Origin of the sequence: Marinobacterium sp. xm-a-127 (genome assembly GCF_013283425.1) — a bacterium.
Taxonomy (GTDB): Bacteria; Pseudomonadota; Gammaproteobacteria; order Pseudomonadales; family Balneatricaceae; genus Marinobacterium_E.
The window spans coordinates 141,769-160,291 of the sequence record NZ_WBYH01000001.1; the positions used below are offsets into that span (position 1 = coordinate 141,769).

An 18,523-nucleotide genomic window follows, 5' to 3' on the forward strand; every position below is an offset into this window, starting at 1 on the left:
AATTAGATGTAACTCGCGTTTTCGTGGACACCCTGATCCGCTGCACCGGTGATCAACGAGACGATCTCGTTGCCGGTCGTTTCAGCCGCTACAACGTTGCCAACGATACGACCTTGGCGGAAGACAATGATGCGATCCACAAGGTTAAAGACTTGGCGAAGGTTGTGGCTGATCAAAATTAGAGGGATGCCCTGATCTTTCAAGCCACGAATAATGTTTTCAACACGAGTAGTCTCTTGGATACCCAAAGCGGCGGTTGGCTCATCCATGATGATCAACTTCTCACCCCAGCCTGCTGCACGGCTGATCGCCACACACTGGCGTTGGCCGCCCGACATGCCGCGCAGTGATTGGCTTAGGTCAGGAATCTTAACGCCGGTCTTTTCAAGCAGTGCTTCTGACTCTTGGCGCATCCCTTTCTTGTCCATCCAGCTGAATGGGCCAAGATTGAATTTGGTCTTTTCACGTCCCAAAAAGATATTGGCTGGCACGTCTAGTTCATCTGCCAGTGCCAAGTTTTGATAAACGGTCTCAATACCAGCATCGCGAGCCTCAAGAGGAGAGTCGAAGTTGACCTCTTCACCATAGAATTTGATCGAACCGCGAGTGCGTTGCTCTACACCGGTTAGGTTACGAACGAAGGTCGATTTACCCGCACCGTTATCTCCAACAATCGCTACGTGCTCACCCGGAGCAAGATCAAAGTCCGCATCATTCAGCGCGTGTACACCGCCGTAGTGCTTGGTTAACCCTCTGATCTCTAAGACTTTTTGAGACACTTTAAGACTCCTGAACGAAAATTCTCTTTATTTGAATGTGACTAAATATGACTAACAATTAAGAGCGAGTCAATAATTAAATCAATTCAATTTAATTATTGACAGGGCGCTATAAAGTATTAGAAGATCGCTGTTAGGCATCGAAATAGACCGCCGAAAACAAAAACAAACAAATGTGGAGATCTACACATGAAATTGAAAAAAATGCTTAGCGTAATGGCTGCTGGCGCACTTATGTCTGGCTCTGTATACGCAGGTTCTATCGGCTACATCACTAAATCAGCAACAAACTCAGGTTGGATGATGATCAACCAGGGTGCAGCAGACGCAGCTCAAGAAGCGGGCGTTGACCTAGTAACTGTAGGTCCAGCATTCCAAGGCGACCTATCAAGCCAGCTAGAAGTGTTCGAAAACCTAGTAGCACAGGGTGTGGATGCAATCGGTATCGCGCCAGTTGACTCTTCAGGTGTTGCTCCAGCAGTAAACGATGCAATGGATGCAGGTATCCCTGTTGTTGCAATCGATACTGGCGTATCAGGCGCTGCAGTGACGTCATTCGTTGCTACAGACAACTACGCAGTGGCTAAAGTACAGGGTGCTGTTGCAGCCACTCTGATCAACGATGGCGATGCGATCATCTACGTGACGGGTAACCAAGCTCAGTCTACTGGCCAAGAGCGTCGTAACGGCTTCGTTGAAGCGTTCAAAACAGCTCGTCCAAACTCTGAAATCTTAGAAGTACCAACTGAGTGGGACTCTAACCAAGCTCAGGAAGGTGTTGAAGCGATCCTAAACTCACGCAGCGACATCAAAATGGTTGCTAACGCATGGGACGGCGGCACTATGGGTGCTAAAGCAGCGATGGAAAACCTTGGCCTAGGCGCAGGTGACATCAAACTGGTTGGTTTCGACGGCGCAACTGACGCAATCGAAGCGATGGATAAAGGTTGGGTACACGCTGACACAGCTCAGATGCTTTACCAGATGGGTTACCAAGGCATCAAAGCTGCGGTTGCTGCATCACAGGGTAAAGATGTATCACCACGCATCGACACTGGTTTCTTCCTAGTGACTCCATCTACTTCAGGTGCTTACAAAGACCTAGTAGGTATCAAGTAAGTTTTACTTACACTCCGTCGAGATCGGGCATTAGCCCGATCTCTTCTTTAACTGTTTAAAACAAACGGTCCTGAATAATGACTTCTAAAAGCCTTCAAGATAAAGCGATCGGCGTTACGGTTTCTTTCTTCCGTAAAGAGTGGTCTGGCGCACTGCTGGCGATTCTGATTCTTGCTCTAGCCATTGAGCTAGTAACGGATGGTAAACCCTTCTTCCATCCCACTAACTTAATGACCATTCTGAACAACTCAGCCGCTATCGGTATTGTTGCGGGTGGTATGACGTTGGTGATTCTTGCGGCAGGTATCGATCTTTCGGTTGGATCTGTTATGGGCTTAATCGCAGCGGTCACCGGTTACATTGTTAGCTACTGGGGTTTCCCACCTTGGTTAGCGATCATGTCTGGCCTAGCGATGGGTGCATTAGTGGGTATTATTCATGGCACGTTGGTCGCCTATCTCGGGATGCCGGCCTTTATCGTTACCCTGGCGGGTCTTTCGATTTGGCGTGGTACGGCACACCTTTCAACGGATGCGCGTGCAACACCTAAGCTACCTGAAACGTTCGACCTATTTGGTCGCTACAACCCCTTTGCCGAACTTCGTGCTGATTACAAAGCGGGTGAACTGAGCGGCTTTATGGAGTCGATTGGCGCCTTCGTGAACGAGCACTGGATGGACTTCTTCCGTACCTTCCAGATGTCTATGATCATCTTCATCGTCTTCTTCATTCTGTTGGCAGTCGTTGTATCCAACATGCGTTTGGGTCGATACATCTATGCGATTGGTAGTAACGAACAGGGCTCTCGCCAAGCGGGTATCAATACGCGTCTCTACACTCTCTACACCTACGTAATCTGTTCGATGGGCGCTGCATTGGGTGCGATGCTCTTCCTAGGTCGCGCGCCTTATGCAAAATCTGACTACGGCCAGATGTGGGAGCTGGATGCCATTGCTGCGGTTGTTATTGGTGGTACCTCTCTGTTTGGTGGCCGCGGTACGATCATCGGTACCTTCATGGGTGTCATCCTTCTGAAACTGATCAATAACGGTCTGACCCTGGCTCAGCTAGAGACTTTCTGGCAGATGGTGGTACTGGGTCTGATCATTTTGGTTGCCGTTGGATTGGATATTGTTCGCCAATCTAAATCAGCGGTTAAAGTTCAGCGTATGCTGGGTGTTGTGGCTCTGGTTCTTGCTCTGTTTGCCTGCTTAACACCGGGTTCTGCACTGATCAGCTCGGCGATTTCACTGCATGAGCACAACAGCATGGTGGCAATGCAAGCAGCTGGACTTGATCTTGCGGCTAACCAAACGGCTCGCCTACTGGATGCGCCGGCTGTGGCTGAACTACAAGCCATTGTGTCTGGCAACTGGCAATCCTTCGCGTCGCTTCTCGTGCTTGTGTTGGGTGCCGTGGCTGTAGCTGTGACCTTGAAACGTTCACTGGCGCTTATCCTTGCAGCCGTCTACGTGGCAGCAGCGGTTCTGCTAGTATCAATGGGCATGGCAGCTGTTGCGCCTCTATTGATCTTGGGTGCGGTAGTACTGGCTGGTATGACGACGGTGCCTTACATGTTTGAAAGAGCTCGTACGCTAGAAGGCTAATCCCCCAATGATTAAAAAACCCCATCGCCTAGGCTATGGGGTTTTTTGTTGAAAGCAAATAGCATCGCGGCCTTTTTAAGACCGCTCCAACAGTACGTGCAGTACCCCTTCAATGCTCTTAGTTGGAGCCTTATCGAAGATGAGGCGAATGGGGATTGAAAGAATCGCGACCTTTGCAAGATCGCTCCAACGGTAATTTGGTGGTGAACTTAGTAAGGCTAGCTCTCGTAAGTGTTTCTCGTTAGAGTAAAAAGATAACAATTAGGAAGTTACCCTACATGCCTGTCATTGCACTCGTTGATGATGATCACGAGATACGCTCACTGCTCTCGGATTACTTAGAGAAAAACAGTTTCACGGTACTTGCGTTTGAGTCGGCTGAAGCGCTGCTTGAGGGCGACTACAGTGCTGCCGAGCTGTTGATTCTTGATGTCGGTTTGCCGGGCATGGATGGACTGGCTCTCTGTCGTACTCTGCGTCAGGACTCCAACTTGCCGATCATTATGCTCACCGCTGCCAGTGACGATGTGGATCGTATCCTGGGTCTTGAGTTGGGTGCAGATGATTACATGGGTAAACCCTTTAACCCTCGCGAATTGTTGGCTCGCATTAAAGCGCTGCTGCGTCGATCCGCCCCCGTCGAATCACCAACTGCTATCTCTACTCTACTGTTAGACAGGGCGAAACGAACCGTGTCAGTCAATGGTGAAGCGCTTAGTTTGACTGGGGCTGAGTTTGATCTGTTGGCGCTACTGCATGGCCATGACGGTGTCATCAGCCGTGATCAGCTCAGCATGGAGCTTAAGGGGCATGCGGCGCTTCCGCAAGATCGTTCGATTGATACCTTAGTCAGTCGACTCCGCACCAAATTGACCCCCTTCAGCGAGGATGAGACGATCAAATCCATTCGCGGCAAAGGGTACCACCTGGTTCTAAAATGATCGGTTTTTGGTCCCGCCTACGCGATCGGCTGATGCCTAAGTCGATCATTGCACGCATGTCTCTGGTGTTGATCATCGGTGTCTTAGTGGCACAGGCGGTCAGTTCTTATGTCTGGACACGCCAGATTCAACAGGCAGAACGCGAACGTCTCGTTGAGATCTCGGAAGTGATGGGCGCGCGCATAGGTCAGACGATTCAGTTCTTCTCTAAACTACCACGTGAATATCGACACATCGTACTCGATCAGCTGCGCGATATGGGCGGCACGCGCTACTTTGTCTCGATTAACAGTCAAAAAATTCATTTAGAGACCTTGCCTAACAGCGAGTTGCAGCAGCTTGTTGGTGAGCGTGTAAAGCAGAATGCAGCCCGCCAATTAGCTTATCAGTCCGAAGACTTTGCGGTTGAGTTCGTTGCGTTTTCGAATCTTCGCATTCTCTCAGATGACAACCTCATGGTGCAGCTGCCACCCAAATGGCAGCGGTTTGCTCTGTTAGATCCCGGTGATGACAGCCCTGTCGTCGTTGTGCAGCTTAAATTAAACCCTGACGAGTGGGTCTACCTAGCCACTGTATTCCCAGGCGGGGATTTCATGGGCAGTACTCTGTTTGAGTCTGAGCGGTTGGTCTCTTTAGTGGCTGTGACGCTGACAGTGGTTGTGTTGGTGACGCTTCTGGTTGCCGGTATTGTTCGACCCTTGCGAAGACTGGCACGTGAGGCGGATGCTCTAGGTCGTGGTAAAACGCCTTCCCTTATTCCGGCTGAAGGTACACGGGAGATGCAGACAACGATTCGTGCCTTTAATCAGATGGCGCAACGGCTAGAGAAGTTCATCTCCGATCGTGAGAAGCTTTTTGCCGCGATTTCCCATGATCTGAAAACCCCGCTGACGCGCGCCCGCTTGCGGGTTGAGATGATTGATGACGATAAACTACGTGATAACCTGATCGGCGACATTGAGAACGTCGATCTGCTGGTCAAAGCCTCCCTGCAGATGATTAAAGATGGCGCCATTCATGAGAACAGCGAGCAGATTGATCTGAAACAGGTGATTGAGTCAGCGCTAGCCAGTGCAGAGGTTGAAGGGCTGCCCAGCTCTGCGACACTGCCCGAAGAGTTTGTCCTAGAGGGTCGCCGCCTCTCTCTTGAACGCCTGTTCACTAACCTGATCGATAACGCGTTGCACTACGGGCGTGGAGTCGAGATCTTTGGCTACAAAGAGCCAGAAAACAATGAGTTGGTGGTTCAGGTCTGTGACCGAGGGCCAGGTCTTAGTGATGAGTTGAAGCAACGCGTCTTTGAGCCTTTCTATCGTATCGATAAGGCGCCCTCATCGATTCATGTCGGTCTGGGCATGGGCATTGTTAAGTCGATTGCCCAGCTGCACGGAGCCAGTATTGAACTGCTTGATCGTGAAGGGGGCGGTTTGATCGTTGAGCTTCGTTTTCCATTGTCACACTTTGTAACAGAACGAAACTCTGCGTAAGACTCAAGTTGTTATATTGATTTTAGTGAATCTGTCCGCAGGTTCCCTAGGTATTCTTACCTATAAACAACAATAAAGAGGTTTACTCAATGATCAAACGTACTTTAGCTGCATGCGTAGCTGCGGCAACACTATCAACTGCAGCACAGGCTGCTGACGTAGAAGTTCTTCACTACTGGACAAGTGGCGGTGAAGCGAAATCAGTTGCATACCTAAAAGAGAAACTGACTGAAGCGGGTGTGGGCTGGAAAGATTTCGCAGTTGCTGGTGGTGGCGGCGAGAACGCAATGACCGTTCTTAAGTCACGTGCAGTATCGGGTAACCCACCGACTGCAGCACAGATCAAAGGCCCATCGATCCAAGAGTGGGGTGAGCTAGGTTTCCTATCAGACATCGACAGCGTAGCTAAAGCGAACAACTGGGATGCACTTCTACCTGGTGTGGTTTCTGATGTAATGAAACACGACGGCAAATACGTTGCCGCTCCAGTTAACGTACACCGTGTAAACTGGTTGTGGGCTAACCCAGAGATCTTCCAAAAAGCGGGCGCTACCATCCCAACAACTTGGGACGATTTCCTAGTTCAAGCTAAAAAGATCCAAGACGCTGGCTACATTGCCCTAGCGCACGGTGGCCAAGCTTGGCAGGACGCGACTGTATTTGAAGCTGTTGTGCTTGGTGTGGGCGGTCCTGAGTACTACCAGAAAGCATTCGTTGAGCTAGATGCAGACGCTCTTAACAGCGCAACGACTGAAGAGGTGTTCCGCGTATTCGGTGAGATCCGTGGTCTAATCGATGAAAACTCTCCAGGTCGTGACTGGAACGTTGCGACATCAATGGTCATCAACGGTGAAGCTGCAATGCAGATTATGGGTGACTGGGCGAAAGGTGAATTCACTGTTGCTGGTAAGACACCAGGCGTTGATTACGCATGTGTTGCAGCACCAGGCACGTCAGGTTCATTCACGTTCAACGTCGACTCTTTTGCCTTCTTCGCGCAGTCTGATGCTGACGCACAGAAAGCTCAACAAGAGATGGCTAAGCAGATCCTAGGTCAGGACTTCCAGAAAGTCTTCAACCTTAACAAAGGTTCTATCCCAGCACGTCTAGGCATGGCTCGTGACGAGTTCGATAGCTGTGCACACGCGTCAATGGATGCCTTTGTATCTTCTGCACAAACTGGCGGTCTAGTACCAAGCTTCGCGCACGGTATGGCTGTCCCTGAAGCAGTTTCTGGCGCTATCTACGATACCGCTACTAACTTCTTCAACTCAGATCAGTCGGCTGCTGAGGGTAAAGCTCAGCTAATCGCTTCTATCCAAGCAGCGATGTAATCCGACCAAGAGCCCTCAACCCTGGGGGCTCTTATTTACTTTTTTAGGAGATTCACGATGAGTGTGTCAAAGGCTAAAAAGCCAATGACGCTAGAGTCCTTATTGCCAAAAATCGTGCTAGCCCCCACCACTGCGGTGATGTTGGTCTGTATGTATGGCTTTATGATTTGGACCGGAGCGCTATCTTTTACCAAGAGTCGAATGTTGCCTCAGTGGGACTTTGTCGGCTTTGATCAATACGCCAAGCTGTTTGCCAACCCTCGTTGGGATGTGGCTCTGAATAACCTGGTAGTGTTTGGCGTTCTGTTTATCGCGGTCTCGTTACTGCTAGGTCTGTTCCTAGCGATCCTACTGGATCAAAAAATTCGTTTAGAGGGTACGCTGCGTACCATCTATCTCTACCCCATGGCGGTCTCGTTTGTGGTCACGGGTACGGCCTGGAAGTGGATCCTCAACCCAGGTCTAGGTCTTGAGAAACTGGTCCGTGATTTAGGCTTCGAGAACTTCGAGTTCCGCTGGCTGGTTGAGCAGGACATGGCGATCTACACCATCGTGATTGCAGCGGTATGGCAGTCGAGTGGTTTTGTTATGGCGATGTTCCTTGCGGGCCTTCGTGGTGTTGACGACAGCTTGATTAAAGCAGCTGAGATTGACGGCGCGAGCAAGATGAAAGCCTATTGGTATGTGATTCTGCCTATTCTGCGTCCGGTCTTCTTCAGTGCGATTGTCATTCTCTCTCACATTGCGATTAAGAGCTTTGACCTGGTGCAAGCGTTGACTGGCGGTGGTCCGGGTTACGCGTCTGACCTACCGGCTAACTTTATGTACACCTACGCCTTTAACCGAGCGCAGATGGGTGTGGGTGCCTCCAGTGCGATGATTATGTTGATGGGTGTGTTGGCGATTATTGTGCCGTACCTCTACTCAGAACTACGAGGTGGAAAAAATGGTCGCTAATCGTTCATTTAACTTAGGTCGTCTATTTATTTATGGCTGTCTGCTTGCGTTTGCGCTGTTCTACCTAGCGCCACTCTATGTGATGCTGACAACCTCGTTTAAAGACATCGAAGAGATTCGTAGCGGTAACCTACTGGCACTGCCACAGGATCCAACCCTTTACGCTTGGATCAAAGCGTGGAGCAGTGCGTGTACCGGTTCCGAGTGTCAGGGTCTAGCACCCTTCTTTATGAACAGTGTGAAGATCGTTGTTCCGGCCGTCATTCTGTCGACCGTGATCGGTGCGCTGAACGGCTACGTGCTCTCTAAATGGCGTTTCCGCGGCAGCGACCTAATGTTTGGTATGTTGCTGTTTGGCTGCTTCATTCCGTTTCAGGTGATTTTGCTACCGATGGCGCGTCTACTGGCTGAATTGGGCTTGGCCAACACAGTAACCGGTCTGGTTCTGGTGCATGTGATCTACGGGGTTGCGTTTACGACGCTCTTCTTCCGTAACTTCTATGTCTCTGTACCGACGGAGTTGGTGAAAGCGGCGCAACTGGATGGCGCAAGCTTCTTCCAGATTTTCCGCCACATCTTCTTGCCGGTATCTCTACCTATCTTCACGGTAACGATCATTTGGCAGTTTACCCAGATCTGGAACGACTTCCTATTTGGCGTGGTCTACTCAGGTCCGGGTACGCAGCCGATCACAGTGGCACTGAACAACCTAGTTAATACATCGATGGGCGGTAAAGAGTACAACGTCGATATGGCGGCTGCCGTGATTGCAGCGCTTCCCACTCTACTGGTCTACATCTTTGCAGGTAAATATTTTGTACGCGGCCTGACAGCTGGCGCGGTAAAAGGATAACTATTATGGGCTCTCTATTAATCGATAACGTCACTAAATCCTTTGGTGAAACAGACATCCTAAAAGGGATCAACATCGACATTCAGGATGGTGAATTCCTCATCCTGGTGGGTCCATCAGGCTGTGGTAAGTCGACGCTGATGAATATCATTGCGGGTCTTGAAGATGCGACCAGTGGTACGCTTGAGTTGGCGGGTAAGGATGTGACTTTGGCCTCGCCAAAAGATCGCGACATTGCGATGGTTTTCCAAAGCTACGCGCTCTACCCAACAATGAACGTTGCGCGCAACATCTCCTTTGGCCTTGAGATGCGTAAAGTCCCTAAAGAGGAGCGTGATCGCATCGTCAACGAGGTGGCTAAGCTGCTTCAGATCGATCACCTACTGGATCGTAAGCCGAGCCAGCTTTCGGGTGGTCAGCGTCAACGTGTTGCCATGGGCCGTGCCCTAGCGCGTTCGCCGCGGGTTTTCCTATTCGACGAGCCTCTATCGAACTTGGATGCTAAGTTGCGTGTAGAGATGCGTACTGAAATCAAGAAGCTGCACAAGCGTCTTGGCACGACCATTGTTTACGTGACGCACGATCAGATCGAAGCGATGACTCTGGCTGATCGTATTGCCGTTATGAAAGATGGCATCGTGCAGCAGTTGGGTACTCCGGACGAGATCTACAACAACCCAGCCAATATGTTTGTCGCAGGATTCATGGGCTCGCCGCCGATGAACTTTATTGAGGTCGACATCAAAGAGGGGCAAGCGGTTGTTGAATCCGCGGGTGAAACTCATCACCTAAAACTGCCTTGTGCCGAGGCCATTGCTGCAAAAGGCCTTGATCGTGTGGTGTTGGGTATTCGTCCAGAGATGATTACCGAGCCTAAGCCGGCACCTGAAGATCAGGATTGGTTGCACAGCATGAAGCTGGACTTTGATGTTGTGGAGCCTATGGGGGCTGACACCATGGCAATTGGTCAATGGAACGGCATTGATGTTCACTCACGCCTTTCTCCTAAAGCGGGCATGACGGCAGGCGCTGGTACAGAGGTGCAGGTTAATACGGCGAAAGCGGTCGCGTTTGATATCCAAACCGGTGAGCGTATCTGCTAAACCTTGCCCTATATCTGTTGGAGCTTTCTCGAAGAGGAGGCGATGAGCGTTAAAGTATCGCGACCTTTGCAAGATCGCTCCAACGGTTCGTACAGTCTCTCTAAACGCTCTTGTTGGAGCCTTATCGTAGATGAGGCGATGAACGGTAAAGCATCGCGACCTTTGCAAGATCGCTCCAACGGGGTAGTTAATTCGCCTCTATCTCTTTAAGCGCTGTCTCTAATTGGTCGAGATTCAAAGGTTTCGGCAAAACTCGATCGGCCCCTTTCGCCAGCAGGTTGTCCGCCTCATTACCCACCGTGGCACCGGTAACTCCAATAATCGGAAGCGTTGCACCCCAGGACCTAAGCGTTTCGGTCAGTTCATAGCCATCCATTATCGGCATCATGATGTCAGTAATGATTAGGTCAAAGCTCTGCTTAGAGTAGGCGTCTAGGGCTAATTGACCGTTCTCTACATCAACCACCTCGGCACCCTCGCGTGTCAGTATGGTTTTGCCCAGCATTCTTAATGTGGCGGTATCTTCGACCAGTAGTATCTTTTTGCCTTTGATTGCATGCTCTTTTGCTGCTGCTGCTGCTGCTGCTTCTTCTTCGTGTTTGGCCTGTTTGAGTGTGAAACTCAGGGTAAAGATGGCACCCCCTTCAGGGTTAGGGCTGAAGACCAAATCTCCATTAGATAAACTGCGTGCAAGTTCGCGACTGATATGCAGACCGAGACCGGTTCCGGACGCTTTAGTGTCGCCTCGTTCAAAGGCTTCGAACAGACGCTCAACGTCTTTGTCGGGAATGCCTTTGCCATTATCAATAATCTGCAATTGATAGTTGGTTTGATCTTCGGCCGAGGTATAACTCAGATCCAGAATGACCTGGGTACCTTGACTGTGCACGATGGCGTTTTTAGTCATATTAATAATGATCTGGCGAATCTGTTTTTTATAGCCAACATGCAGATCATCACTCATGCCGCGAACTTGAATATCTATCCCAAACCGATCGGCAGTGTAAAAGAGCGTGTGGCTTGCCTCTTTAATTAATCGATAGACTGACAGTTGAGTTTCGACGCGACTCTCCATAATTAATGATGTGTCGGTGCCAACTCGCATATCATCCAGTACTTCGAGCAGATGCTGTGATGTGGCATGCGCCTCTTTAACTTGTTGGTTTTGCTGCTCTTTAAGTTGCAATTCATTCAGTTGCATATTGAGTGCAGCCGCTGGGGTTCTGAGTTCATGCCCAATAATGGCGAACATCTTATCTTGCTGTTTAAGCGTTTTAGATAGGGATGCTGACGCTTTAGTCGCTTGTTCAGAGGTCTCTTCAATCTGGTGAATGGCTCGTAACATAAATCGGAACATCAGTATTAAAAGTAACTGAGCAATTACAAATAAGAGAGAAGAGGAGATGGCGTATTGATGAGTTTTGTTTTGTTCTACTGCCAACAGACCCGCATAGGTTGCTTCTGTGTCATCGTATAGAGTCTGTATCTGATCAATAATCTCAGTCGCTTTTAAAAAGAGATCGAGATCGTAGTCTTTGGTTGGATCCCTCAACTCCATGAAACGGTATCGATCTAATCGCTCAAAATGCTCAACGATATGCTGTTCGATGATTTCAAAATCGAGTAATAATTCTGACGGGGAGCTACTTGCATTGGCCTGTTCGAAGGCTTCTAAGGTGTTTCGGGTGTTGATAAGGATCTCCGTAACTCGACCTTCTGCAATGTAAAGATTATTGCGTGAGACCAGGCCAGAATTGGATAATCCCGTTATGCCGCGAACGACACCCAATTTTTCAATCAGATCGGGTAGGTGTACAAAGATGGTTCGGCCGGCTGTGTACGAGAGGATGTTCTCTTCCAACTGTACTCCTGAATCACGGTAGATTTGAAAAAGTTCTGTTAACAGTTGCTCAGAATAGGCACTCTTTCTTAAAAAGATCTCGTAGTACTGTCCATCGACGGAGAGAATCTGATCGATCTCGGCGGCCGGGTAATCCATCGCTTCCAGCGCTTCGACTAGGTTAATACTGGCGCTTTCGCAGAGCTGAATGAGCTCACTAGAGGGTATGGGTTCAATTCGCGCCAGTGTGCAGAGCCCACGAAACTCCCCCAGTCTGGTGATGCTGTTGCGATAGAGCTTCTGCTGTTGCGTCGCTCGCTCATAAGCTAGATGTCTTTGGTGGTCTGAATAGAATTCTTGCAGCGTGATCCCTACCGCAAAAAAGAATAGACCTTGCATGGCGAGAATGACGACTTTCAGCCAATGAGGGATGCGTTTAATGCTGTCGAGCATGTGGACCATTGAGAGCACTCATATTTTGTTTATCTATGCGAAGGCAACACAACTTTCGCAATCAGTTAGAGTCAGCATAGACGGCTTTGTAGTAAAATCCAGTAAAGTCACAATTTTTTTATCTGTCACTAATGACAGTTTGTTTTAGGGAACAGATATGGCTCAAAACTCCACCGTTTTTAAAATCTATCTGCAAATTGCCGATATGGATCGCAACTACTACGCCGATCATTCGCTAACACTTGCCAGACACCCTTCAGAGACGGATGAGCGCATGATGATGCGCTTGTTAGCGTTTGTGATGAATGCTCAAGAGCGTCTGGAGTTTACCCGCGGCCTCTGTGAAGAGGATGAACCCGATCTATGGCTAAAGAGCTACGCTGATGAGATCGAACTCTGGTTAGAAGTGGGCTTGCCGAGTGAAAAGCGCTTGAAGAAGGCGTGCAACCGCTCACAAAAGACGGTTTTGATCACCTATGGCTCGGATCAGGCCTTCAACCCTTGGTGGGAAGGTGTAAAAAAGTTGGTCGCTAGCCAAAATAGTTTGATTATCTACCGCATCAACGAGGATCAAAGTGAGGCGTTAACCGCCTTGGCCGAGCGCGGTGCGCAAATCAGCGCGTCGATTACTGATGGGCAGATCTGGCTCAGTTCAGAGGCTGGCTCAGCGACCATTGATCCGCAACAGATCTACCCAGCCATTTAAAACTCGGCGGCATAAAAGCAACAGTGATTACTGCAGCTGTTGCACCAGATCGTTACAGGTCTGCAGCTCCTGCACAAAGGGTGAGTACTCAGTCGAGTTGACCACCGCTTTGATCGGCTTGTCATCATCGAATGTAATGACCAGCTCGCACTTCCCTTGGTTTGGGCTCTTATTGGGCATCATGTCTGAGTGGTAGGTCCAGACCCAAGTGTGTGGCCCCTCTTGTGCGATGGTACGCGGTTGTCCGAGCTGCATCTCGATGGTTGCTTTGTCCTTCTCAATAAGAAGGTCGCTGATCTCTTCGGTGGTTTTAAACCGAAGGTCCGGTGCTGTAGCACAAGCAGTGATACTGAGAGACGTGAGTATAAGGGCAGTGTGTCTAAACATGGTGATCTCCTTGAGCAGTAACATTAATCTCGTTTAGCCGTTTGCGGTAGGACAAAGGGCATGGATTCACTCGGTGTCCGATTCACTCGAACCGGCCACTGATAGGCGGTTGAAAGGTTGTCATCGGTTAACACAGCATCGGGCGAATCTTGGATCAGCAGTCGTCCTTTCTCAAACAGTGCAATGCTGTCCGAGAACATCGCGGCCAAGTTCAAATCGTGCATGACACAGATGACGCCACCACCGGCATTGGCATACTCTCTGGCAATCTGCATGACTTCGATTTGGTGACCGATATCCAAAGAGGAGACTGGCTCATCGAGCAGCAGCCAGTTGGCTTTACCATCGATCACAGGCTGCCAGACTTGTACCAGAATACGTGCCAGTTGAACGCGCTGTTTCTCACCGCCAGAGAGCTCTTGATAAAAACGTGATTCAAAGCCTTCTAAACCGACACGCTGGAGAGCCTGAAATGGACGTTCTGATCGGCGATCTAGGTCCGCCATCTGTACCACTTCCAACACAGTAAAGGGGAAAGCCAACTGGGTCGCTTGCGGTAGAATCGCGCGGCGTTTGGCGAGTGTTTGGTGTGAAAGATCAGCTAGGTTTTCGCCATCAAAATGAATCTCGCCTCGGTAATCAATTTCACCTGAGAGTGCCCTTAATAGGGTGGTTTTCCCCGATCCATTCGGTCCTGCAATCGAGACCAACTGCCCCGGTTCGGCGCGAAAATCGACCTTCGACAGTACCTCGGTTTGGTGGAATCCTACGCTGAGATCCTTGGTGATAATCATGATTAGAGATCCAGCAGATTACGATTACGCAGCAGCAGGTAGAGGAAGAATGGCCCACCCAATATCGCCATGACAATGCCGATGGGTAGCTCCGCCGGTGCAATCAGTGTACGACTGAGAATGTCGGCTAACATAAGAGCAATAGCGCCTAACAGTGCCGCGGCAGGCAGTAGATAGCGATGGTTTGGTCCTATGACCAGGCGCAGCAGGTGGGGCACGATGATGCCGACAAATCCGATCGCACCTGAAACGGCTACGGCGACCCCAACGGATAATCCAACCAGTAGGATAGCGGCTCGTTTAAGACGCTGCACCGAAACGCCTAAATGCATGGCAGCGGCTTCACCCAGCGCTAAACGGTTTAAGCCAGAAGCGAGTAACGGAGCTAACAGTAGCGAGATTAGCATCAACGGCCCAGCGACTTTCAGTGAGCTCCAACTAGCACCGGCAATGGAGCCAAGATTCCAGAAGGTTAGGTTACGCAACTGACTGTCGTTGGAGTAGTAGATCAACAATCCCGACAGTGCCGCAGCAAAGGCGCTGAGTGCTAAGCCAGCTAACAGCATCACGGCGACCGAGGTTCTGCCTTGACGCGTCGCGATCTTGTAGAGAATCAGCATACAGCCCCAGCCACCTAAGAAGGCCGCGATTGGGACCAGAAATCCACCGATACTATTTAAGAGTGAGATGGGTAACAGCCCACCTATGACAATGGCTGTCACGGCACCCAAACCTGCACCGGAGCTGACACCAATAAGACCTGGATCAGCCAAAGGGTTGCGGAACAGCCCCTGCATAATGGCACCCGAGACAGCTAAGCTAGCGCCGACCAATAGGCCCATGACTGTTCTGGGGGCGCGAATATCAAACAGGATGACCTGCTCTTGAATGCCGATGGCTTCGCCCTGCATTAACGCCCAAAGTGAGCTGGCGAGAGAAGTGTTTGATGAGCCAATGGTCAGGCTGAATAGGGCAACCAGGCACAGAGCCAACATCAATAGAGAGATGGTGAACTTTGCCTGTAAAGAGCGATCGCCCGTAGCCTGCATTAGCTCTTCTTAAGGCCGTAGATGTGAAGAGTTCGACCGGTCATCTCATAGCCGTGCTCTTTCGCGATCTCTTCGATGCGAGCGTTGATGATGGGGTCGTTAAACTCTTTAACTTCACCGGTTTTAACACAGACGATGTGATCGTGGTTGTCATCCGACGCCAGCTCAAAGACTGAGTGGCCGTTCTCAAAACGGTGACGCATAACAAGACCGGCCGCTTCAAACTGAGTCAGAACACGGTAGATCGTGGCTAAACCTATCTCTTCGCCCTGAAGCATGAGGTGCTTGTAGATGTCTTCAGCACTCCAATGGTCATTCTCATTGGCATCTTCGAGTAGCTGGTAAATCTTGATGCGCGGAAGAGTCGCTTTGAGTCCCGCTTTTTTAAGTTCTTGGTTGCTTGAAGACATAGTTGTTCTCGTCAATGTTTACTGTTCAGACGCTAAGAGACATCTTAGCGGGCCTCGTTTTTAGGTTCAATTTTACCTAGGTCATCCGTGACTAAAAATCGGTGTTGTTTCAATGCTAGATAGACCGTATCACCCACGCTGGGGGCTTGAACTGCATGACAGGTCACCGCAAGTGACTGGCCATCCTCCAAGAGCACACTCAATAGCGATTGCCCACCACGAAAACGCTTGGATTCTACCTGTGCGCTAACCTCGCTCTGTTCAACAATCTCGACATCATCCGGTCGTATAAATAGCTCTTTATTGTAGGGTGCCTCACTCACCTCGGTGGTTGAGCGGCTCTGGCCAAACAGAGAGTTCACATGCTGGGTATCGACGTACTCTGCTTTTATGAACTCACCTTCGCCGATGAATTCAGCTACAAACCGGCTTTTCGGCTCGTAATAGATCGCTTCAGGCAGGCTGATCTGTTCCAGCTTGCCTTGATTCATAACCGCAACGCGATCTGCAAAAGCAAAGGCCTCTGCCTGATCGTGTGACACCATCAGCGTGGTAATTTGCTCTTGCTTTAGTAGCTCGGCAATTTCCGGAATGAGCTCATCTCGCAGTGCGGCGTCCAAGCCAGAAAAGGGCTCATCGAGTAGCAGTAGATCGGGTTTGGGTGCCAGTGCTCTCGCTAAGGCGACACGTTGCTGTTGTCCACCTGATAGCTCATGTGGGTAACGACCGCCCATGCCTTGTAGGCCGATCATTGTAAGTAACTGCTCACTTCGGGCTTTAGCCTGTTGTCTTGACCACTCAAACAGTCCGAACTCAATGTTTTCCCTGACGCTAAGATGGGGAAACAGAGCGATGTCCTGAAACACCATACCGATGTTGCGCTGTTCCGGCGGGAGTTGAGACTTTCCATCATCCAGACGTTTTGTGCCCAGCATGATGCTGCCGCTAGAGAGCGCGTGAAATCCTGCAATGCAACGCAGTAGCGAAGATTTGCCACAGCCACTGGGCCCCAACAGGCAGATGAGTTCGCCCTGTTGAATGTTCAGTGTGACCCCATTCACAACCGACAGATCAGCATACCCGGCATAAGCATTCTCAATACTTAGGTGTGTAGATGTCGGTATGTTTGACTCAATACTCATAGAGTTCCTTAGTGCTTGTGGCGGCTTATGGCACGATTCAACAACAAAACTGGGACTAGCCCAACGGCAACGATCATTAATGAGGGTGGTGCCGCCTCGATAAGCTGTTCATCCGAAGCCAGCTCAAAGGCGCGAACGGCCAGGGTGTTAAAGTCGAACGGGCGCAGCATTAACGTAGCCGGCAGCTCTTTGAGGACGTCAACAAAGACCACCAGTAGTGCAGTTAGAAGACTGCTCTTCATTAAGGGCGCATGGATTTGTCGCAACACTTGAAAGGGGGATCGTCCCATCCCTTTGGCCGCTTCATCCAGGCTAGGGCTAATTTGCCCCAAGCCAGACTGCACACTGCCAAGCGCGACGGCTAAAAAGCGCACGGTGTAGGCGATCAACAGGGCAAACAGAGTGCCACTGAAGATCAACCCGCTCATACCTAAGCCGAAGCGTTCGGAGAGAGCAAGCAGACTCTGATCCACAAACACTAAAGGTGCTAAGACCCCAATGGCAATAATGGTACCCGGCAGTGCGTAGCCCAGTGCGGCGAACTGTGTGGCCTGTTTCACCAATGAGCCACTGTTAAAGCGTTGGGTGTACGCCAGCAGCGTGGCCAGAACAAGGGCGATTAGCGCTGCAAGACCTGCCAAATAGAAAGAGTTCCAAGAGAGGCTGAGGAAGTCACTCCAGGGCATTTGCGCATCAAACACCGACCAAGAGAGCAGTTGACCGGCCGGCAACAAGAAGCCAAAGAAAAACGGAATGAAACAAGCCAGAGCCGCCAGCCAAGCGCGTCCACCCTTAAGCTGAATTCGGCTAGCCATCGCTCGAGATCCTGCTCGGACGTTGTAGCTCAGTTTGCGTCGTGAATAGCGCTCGACAAAGATCAATGTCGCCACGAACACTAGCAACAGACTGGCTAACTGTGCCGCACCATTGGCATCACCAAAGCCATAGAAGGTTCTAAAGATACCTGTTGAGAAGGTCGGAATGCCAAAGTATTGCACCGTACCGTAATCGGCCAATGTCTCCATTAGGGCTAGGCTGACACCGGCAATGATGGCGGGTCTTGCCATAGGAATGGCGACTTTTAGAAAGGCCCTGAAGGGTGAGTAACCAAGATTGCGAGAGGCTTCAAAGCTAACGGCTGACTGCTCAAGGAAGGTCGCGCGAGCCATCAGGTAGACGTAGGGATAGAGCACCAGCACCAACATAGCAATGGCACCGCTATGCGATCGAATCTCCCAGAACCAGTAGTCACCATAGCCCCAACCGGTCAGTTCGCGCAGCAGGGTTTGTACTGGGCCGGCAAAGTCGAGCATACCGGTATAGGTATAGGCGATGACATAGGCGGGCATGGCTAAAGGCAGTAGCATTCCCCAATCGAGCCAACGACGACCGGGGAAGTCACACATCGCTGCCAACCAGGCAGCCGGTGCTCCCATAATGACGGTGCCGATACCGACACCGGCCATCAGGATTAATGAGTTGAGAACGTAGTCGGCGAGGACGGTATCAAGAAGGTGAGAGAAAGCCTCAGATCCAGCAAATAGGGACTGACTAACAACGGT

The 18,523-nt window shown here is 50.3% G+C and carries 17 protein-coding genes; 9 read left to right on the forward strand and 8 right to left on the reverse strand.

Translation table 11 applies throughout. The features are described from left to right. Nucleotides 1-2 precede the first annotated feature (2 nt). Nucleotides 3-779 carry an ATP-binding cassette domain-containing protein gene (locus tag XMA127_RS00680; protein WP_173480153.1) on the reverse strand — a complete coding sequence of 259 codons (777 nt, stop codon included), beginning with the start codon at nt 777-779 and terminating at the stop codon, nt 3-5. Nucleotides 780-968: 189 nt separating this feature from the next. Between XMA127_RS00680 and XMA127_RS00685 the strand changes: the two genes are divergently transcribed. From XMA127_RS00685 to XMA127_RS00720, 8 genes are all read left to right on the forward strand, one after another. Continuing rightward, a complete protein-coding gene (locus tag XMA127_RS00685) occupies nt 969-1,898 on the forward strand; it encodes a sugar ABC transporter substrate-binding protein (protein ID WP_173480154.1) in 930 nt (309 codons plus the stop codon). Between the two features lie 77 nt (nt 1,899-1,975). Further along, the gene (locus tag XMA127_RS00690) at nt 1,976-3,505 is read left to right on the forward strand and encodes an ABC transporter permease (RefSeq protein ID WP_173480155.1); all 1,530 of its coding nucleotides are present in this window, start codon (nt 1,976-1,978) and stop codon (nt 3,503-3,505) included. A 278-nt stretch (nt 3,506-3,783) separates the two neighbouring features. Next, nucleotides 3,784-4,446 carry a response regulator transcription factor gene (locus XMA127_RS00695; protein ID WP_173484461.1) on the forward strand — a complete coding sequence of 221 codons (663 nt, stop codon included), beginning with the start codon at nt 3,784-3,786 and terminating at the stop codon, nt 4,444-4,446. Then, nucleotides 4,443-5,933, forward strand: coding sequence for an ATP-binding protein (locus XMA127_RS00700; protein ID WP_217361968.1), 1,491 nt, complete (start codon nt 4,443-4,445; stop codon nt 5,931-5,933). Before XMA127_RS00695 ends, XMA127_RS00700 begins: the two co-directional genes overlap by 4 nt. An 89-nt stretch (nt 5,934-6,022) precedes the next feature. Continuing rightward, nucleotides 6,023-7,267 (forward strand): ABC transporter substrate-binding protein, encoded by a 1,245-nt coding sequence (locus XMA127_RS00705; RefSeq protein ID WP_173480157.1) that lies wholly within the window; start codon nt 6,023-6,025, stop codon nt 7,265-7,267. Between the two features lie 57 nt (nt 7,268-7,324). Beyond that, complete coding sequence (locus XMA127_RS00710; RefSeq protein ID WP_173480158.1) at nt 7,325-8,224, forward strand: carbohydrate ABC transporter permease; 900 nt, start codon at nt 7,325-7,327, stop codon at nt 8,222-8,224. Next, nucleotides 8,214-9,077 carry a carbohydrate ABC transporter permease gene (locus tag XMA127_RS00715; protein WP_173480159.1) on the forward strand — a complete coding sequence of 288 codons (864 nt, stop codon included), beginning with the start codon at nt 8,214-8,216 and terminating at the stop codon, nt 9,075-9,077. The genes XMA127_RS00710 and XMA127_RS00715 overlap by 11 nt, the downstream gene beginning before the upstream one ends. 5 nt (nt 9,078-9,082) lie before the next feature. Beyond that, nucleotides 9,083-10,180, forward strand: coding sequence for an ABC transporter ATP-binding protein (locus XMA127_RS00720; protein ID WP_173480160.1), 1,098 nt, complete (start codon nt 9,083-9,085; stop codon nt 10,178-10,180). 187 nt (nt 10,181-10,367) lie between these two features. On the opposite strand, the gene XMA127_RS00725 is transcribed toward XMA127_RS00720, so the two are convergent. Then, nucleotides 10,368-12,482 (reverse strand): response regulator, encoded by a 2,115-nt coding sequence (locus tag XMA127_RS00725; RefSeq protein ID WP_173498813.1) that lies wholly within the window; start codon nt 12,480-12,482, stop codon nt 10,368-10,370. 148 nt (nt 12,483-12,630) lie between these two features. Here XMA127_RS00725 and XMA127_RS00730 point away from each other — a divergent pair, with 148 nt between their 5' ends. Continuing rightward, nucleotides 12,631-13,179: a YaeQ family protein gene (locus tag XMA127_RS00730; protein WP_173498814.1), complete on the forward strand. Its 549-nt coding sequence runs from the start codon at nt 12,631-12,633 to the stop codon at nt 13,177-13,179. Nucleotides 13,180-13,206: 27 nt separating this feature from the next. On the opposite strand, the gene XMA127_RS00735 is transcribed toward XMA127_RS00730, so the two are convergent. Genes XMA127_RS00735 through XMA127_RS00760 form a run of 6 tightly spaced genes read right to left on the reverse strand, consistent with a single transcriptional unit; the run spans nt 13,207 to nt 18,427 of the window. Continuing rightward, the gene (locus XMA127_RS00735) at nt 13,207-13,566 is read right to left on the reverse strand and encodes an outer membrane protein assembly factor BamE (protein WP_173495647.1); all 360 of its coding nucleotides are present in this window, start codon (nt 13,564-13,566) and stop codon (nt 13,207-13,209) included. 23 nt (nt 13,567-13,589) lie between these two features. After that, nucleotides 13,590-14,360, reverse strand: a complete 771-nt coding sequence (locus XMA127_RS00740; protein ID WP_173498815.1) for a heme ABC transporter ATP-binding protein — start codon at nt 14,358-14,360, stop codon at nt 13,590-13,592. Between the two features lie 2 nt (nt 14,361-14,362). Further along, nucleotides 14,363-15,409, reverse strand: a complete 1,047-nt coding sequence (locus tag XMA127_RS00745; protein ID WP_173480166.1) for an iron ABC transporter permease — start codon at nt 15,407-15,409, stop codon at nt 14,363-14,365. Continuing rightward, complete coding sequence (gene fur, locus XMA127_RS00750; protein ID WP_173480167.1) at nt 15,409-15,819, reverse strand: ferric iron uptake transcriptional regulator; 411 nt, start codon at nt 15,817-15,819, stop codon at nt 15,409-15,411. The genes XMA127_RS00745 and fur overlap by 1 nt, the downstream gene beginning before the upstream one ends. A 44-nt stretch (nt 15,820-15,863) precedes the next feature. After that, nucleotides 15,864-16,961, reverse strand: coding sequence for an ABC transporter ATP-binding protein (locus XMA127_RS00755; protein ID WP_173484464.1), 1,098 nt, complete (start codon nt 16,959-16,961; stop codon nt 15,864-15,866). 8 nt (nt 16,962-16,969) lie between these two features. Next, nucleotides 16,970-18,427, reverse strand: a complete 1,458-nt coding sequence (locus XMA127_RS00760; RefSeq protein WP_371731490.1) for an ABC transporter permease — start codon at nt 18,425-18,427, stop codon at nt 16,970-16,972. Between the last annotated feature and the right edge of the window lie 96 nt (nt 18,428-18,523).

Excerpts from the sequence above, each read along its gene's own strand:
- XMA127_RS00685 (WP_173480154.1), top strand. The coding sequence starts at position 969 with ATGAAATTGAAAAAAATGCTTAGCGTAATGGCTGCTGGCGCACTTATG.
- XMA127_RS00690 (WP_173480155.1), top strand. The coding sequence starts at position 1,976 with ATGACTTCTAAAAGCCTTCAAGATAAAGCGATCGGCGTTACGGTTTCT.
- XMA127_RS00695 (WP_173484461.1), top strand. The coding sequence starts at position 3,784 with ATGCCTGTCATTGCACTCGTTGATGATGATCACGAGATACGCTCACTG.
- XMA127_RS00700 (WP_217361968.1), top strand. The coding sequence starts at position 4,443 with ATGATCGGTTTTTGGTCCCGCCTACGCGATCGGCTGATGCCTAAGTCG.
- XMA127_RS00705 (WP_173480157.1), top strand. The coding sequence starts at position 6,023 with ATGATCAAACGTACTTTAGCTGCATGCGTAGCTGCGGCAACACTATCA.
- XMA127_RS00710 (WP_173480158.1), top strand. The coding sequence starts at position 7,325 with ATGAGTGTGTCAAAGGCTAAAAAGCCAATGACGCTAGAGTCCTTATTG.
- XMA127_RS00715 (WP_173480159.1), top strand. The coding sequence starts at position 8,214 with ATGGTCGCTAATCGTTCATTTAACTTAGGTCGTCTATTTATTTATGGC.
- XMA127_RS00720 (WP_173480160.1), top strand. The coding sequence starts at position 9,083 with ATGGGCTCTCTATTAATCGATAACGTCACTAAATCCTTTGGTGAAACA.
- XMA127_RS00725 (WP_173498813.1), bottom strand. The coding sequence starts at position 12,482 with ATGGTCCACATGCTCGACAGCATTAAACGCATCCCTCATTGGCTGAAA.
- XMA127_RS00730 (WP_173498814.1), top strand. The coding sequence starts at position 12,631 with ATGGCTCAAAACTCCACCGTTTTTAAAATCTATCTGCAAATTGCCGAT.
- XMA127_RS00735 (WP_173495647.1), bottom strand. The coding sequence starts at position 13,566 with ATGTTTAGACACACTGCCCTTATACTCACGTCTCTCAGTATCACTGCT.
- XMA127_RS00740 (WP_173498815.1), bottom strand. The coding sequence starts at position 14,360 with ATGATTATCACCAAGGATCTCAGCGTAGGATTCCACCAAACCGAGGTA.
- XMA127_RS00745 (WP_173480166.1), bottom strand. The coding sequence starts at position 15,409 with ATGCAGGCTACGGGCGATCGCTCTTTACAGGCAAAGTTCACCATCTCT.
- fur (WP_173480167.1), bottom strand. The coding sequence starts at position 15,819 with ATGTCTTCAAGCAACCAAGAACTTAAAAAAGCGGGACTCAAAGCGACT.
- XMA127_RS00755 (WP_173484464.1), bottom strand. The coding sequence starts at position 16,961 with ATGAGTATTGAGTCAAACATACCGACATCTACACACCTAAGTATTGAG.
- XMA127_RS00760 (WP_371731490.1), bottom strand. The coding sequence starts at position 18,427 with ATGGCCGGTGTCGGTATCGGCACCGTCATTATGGGAGCACCGGCTGCC.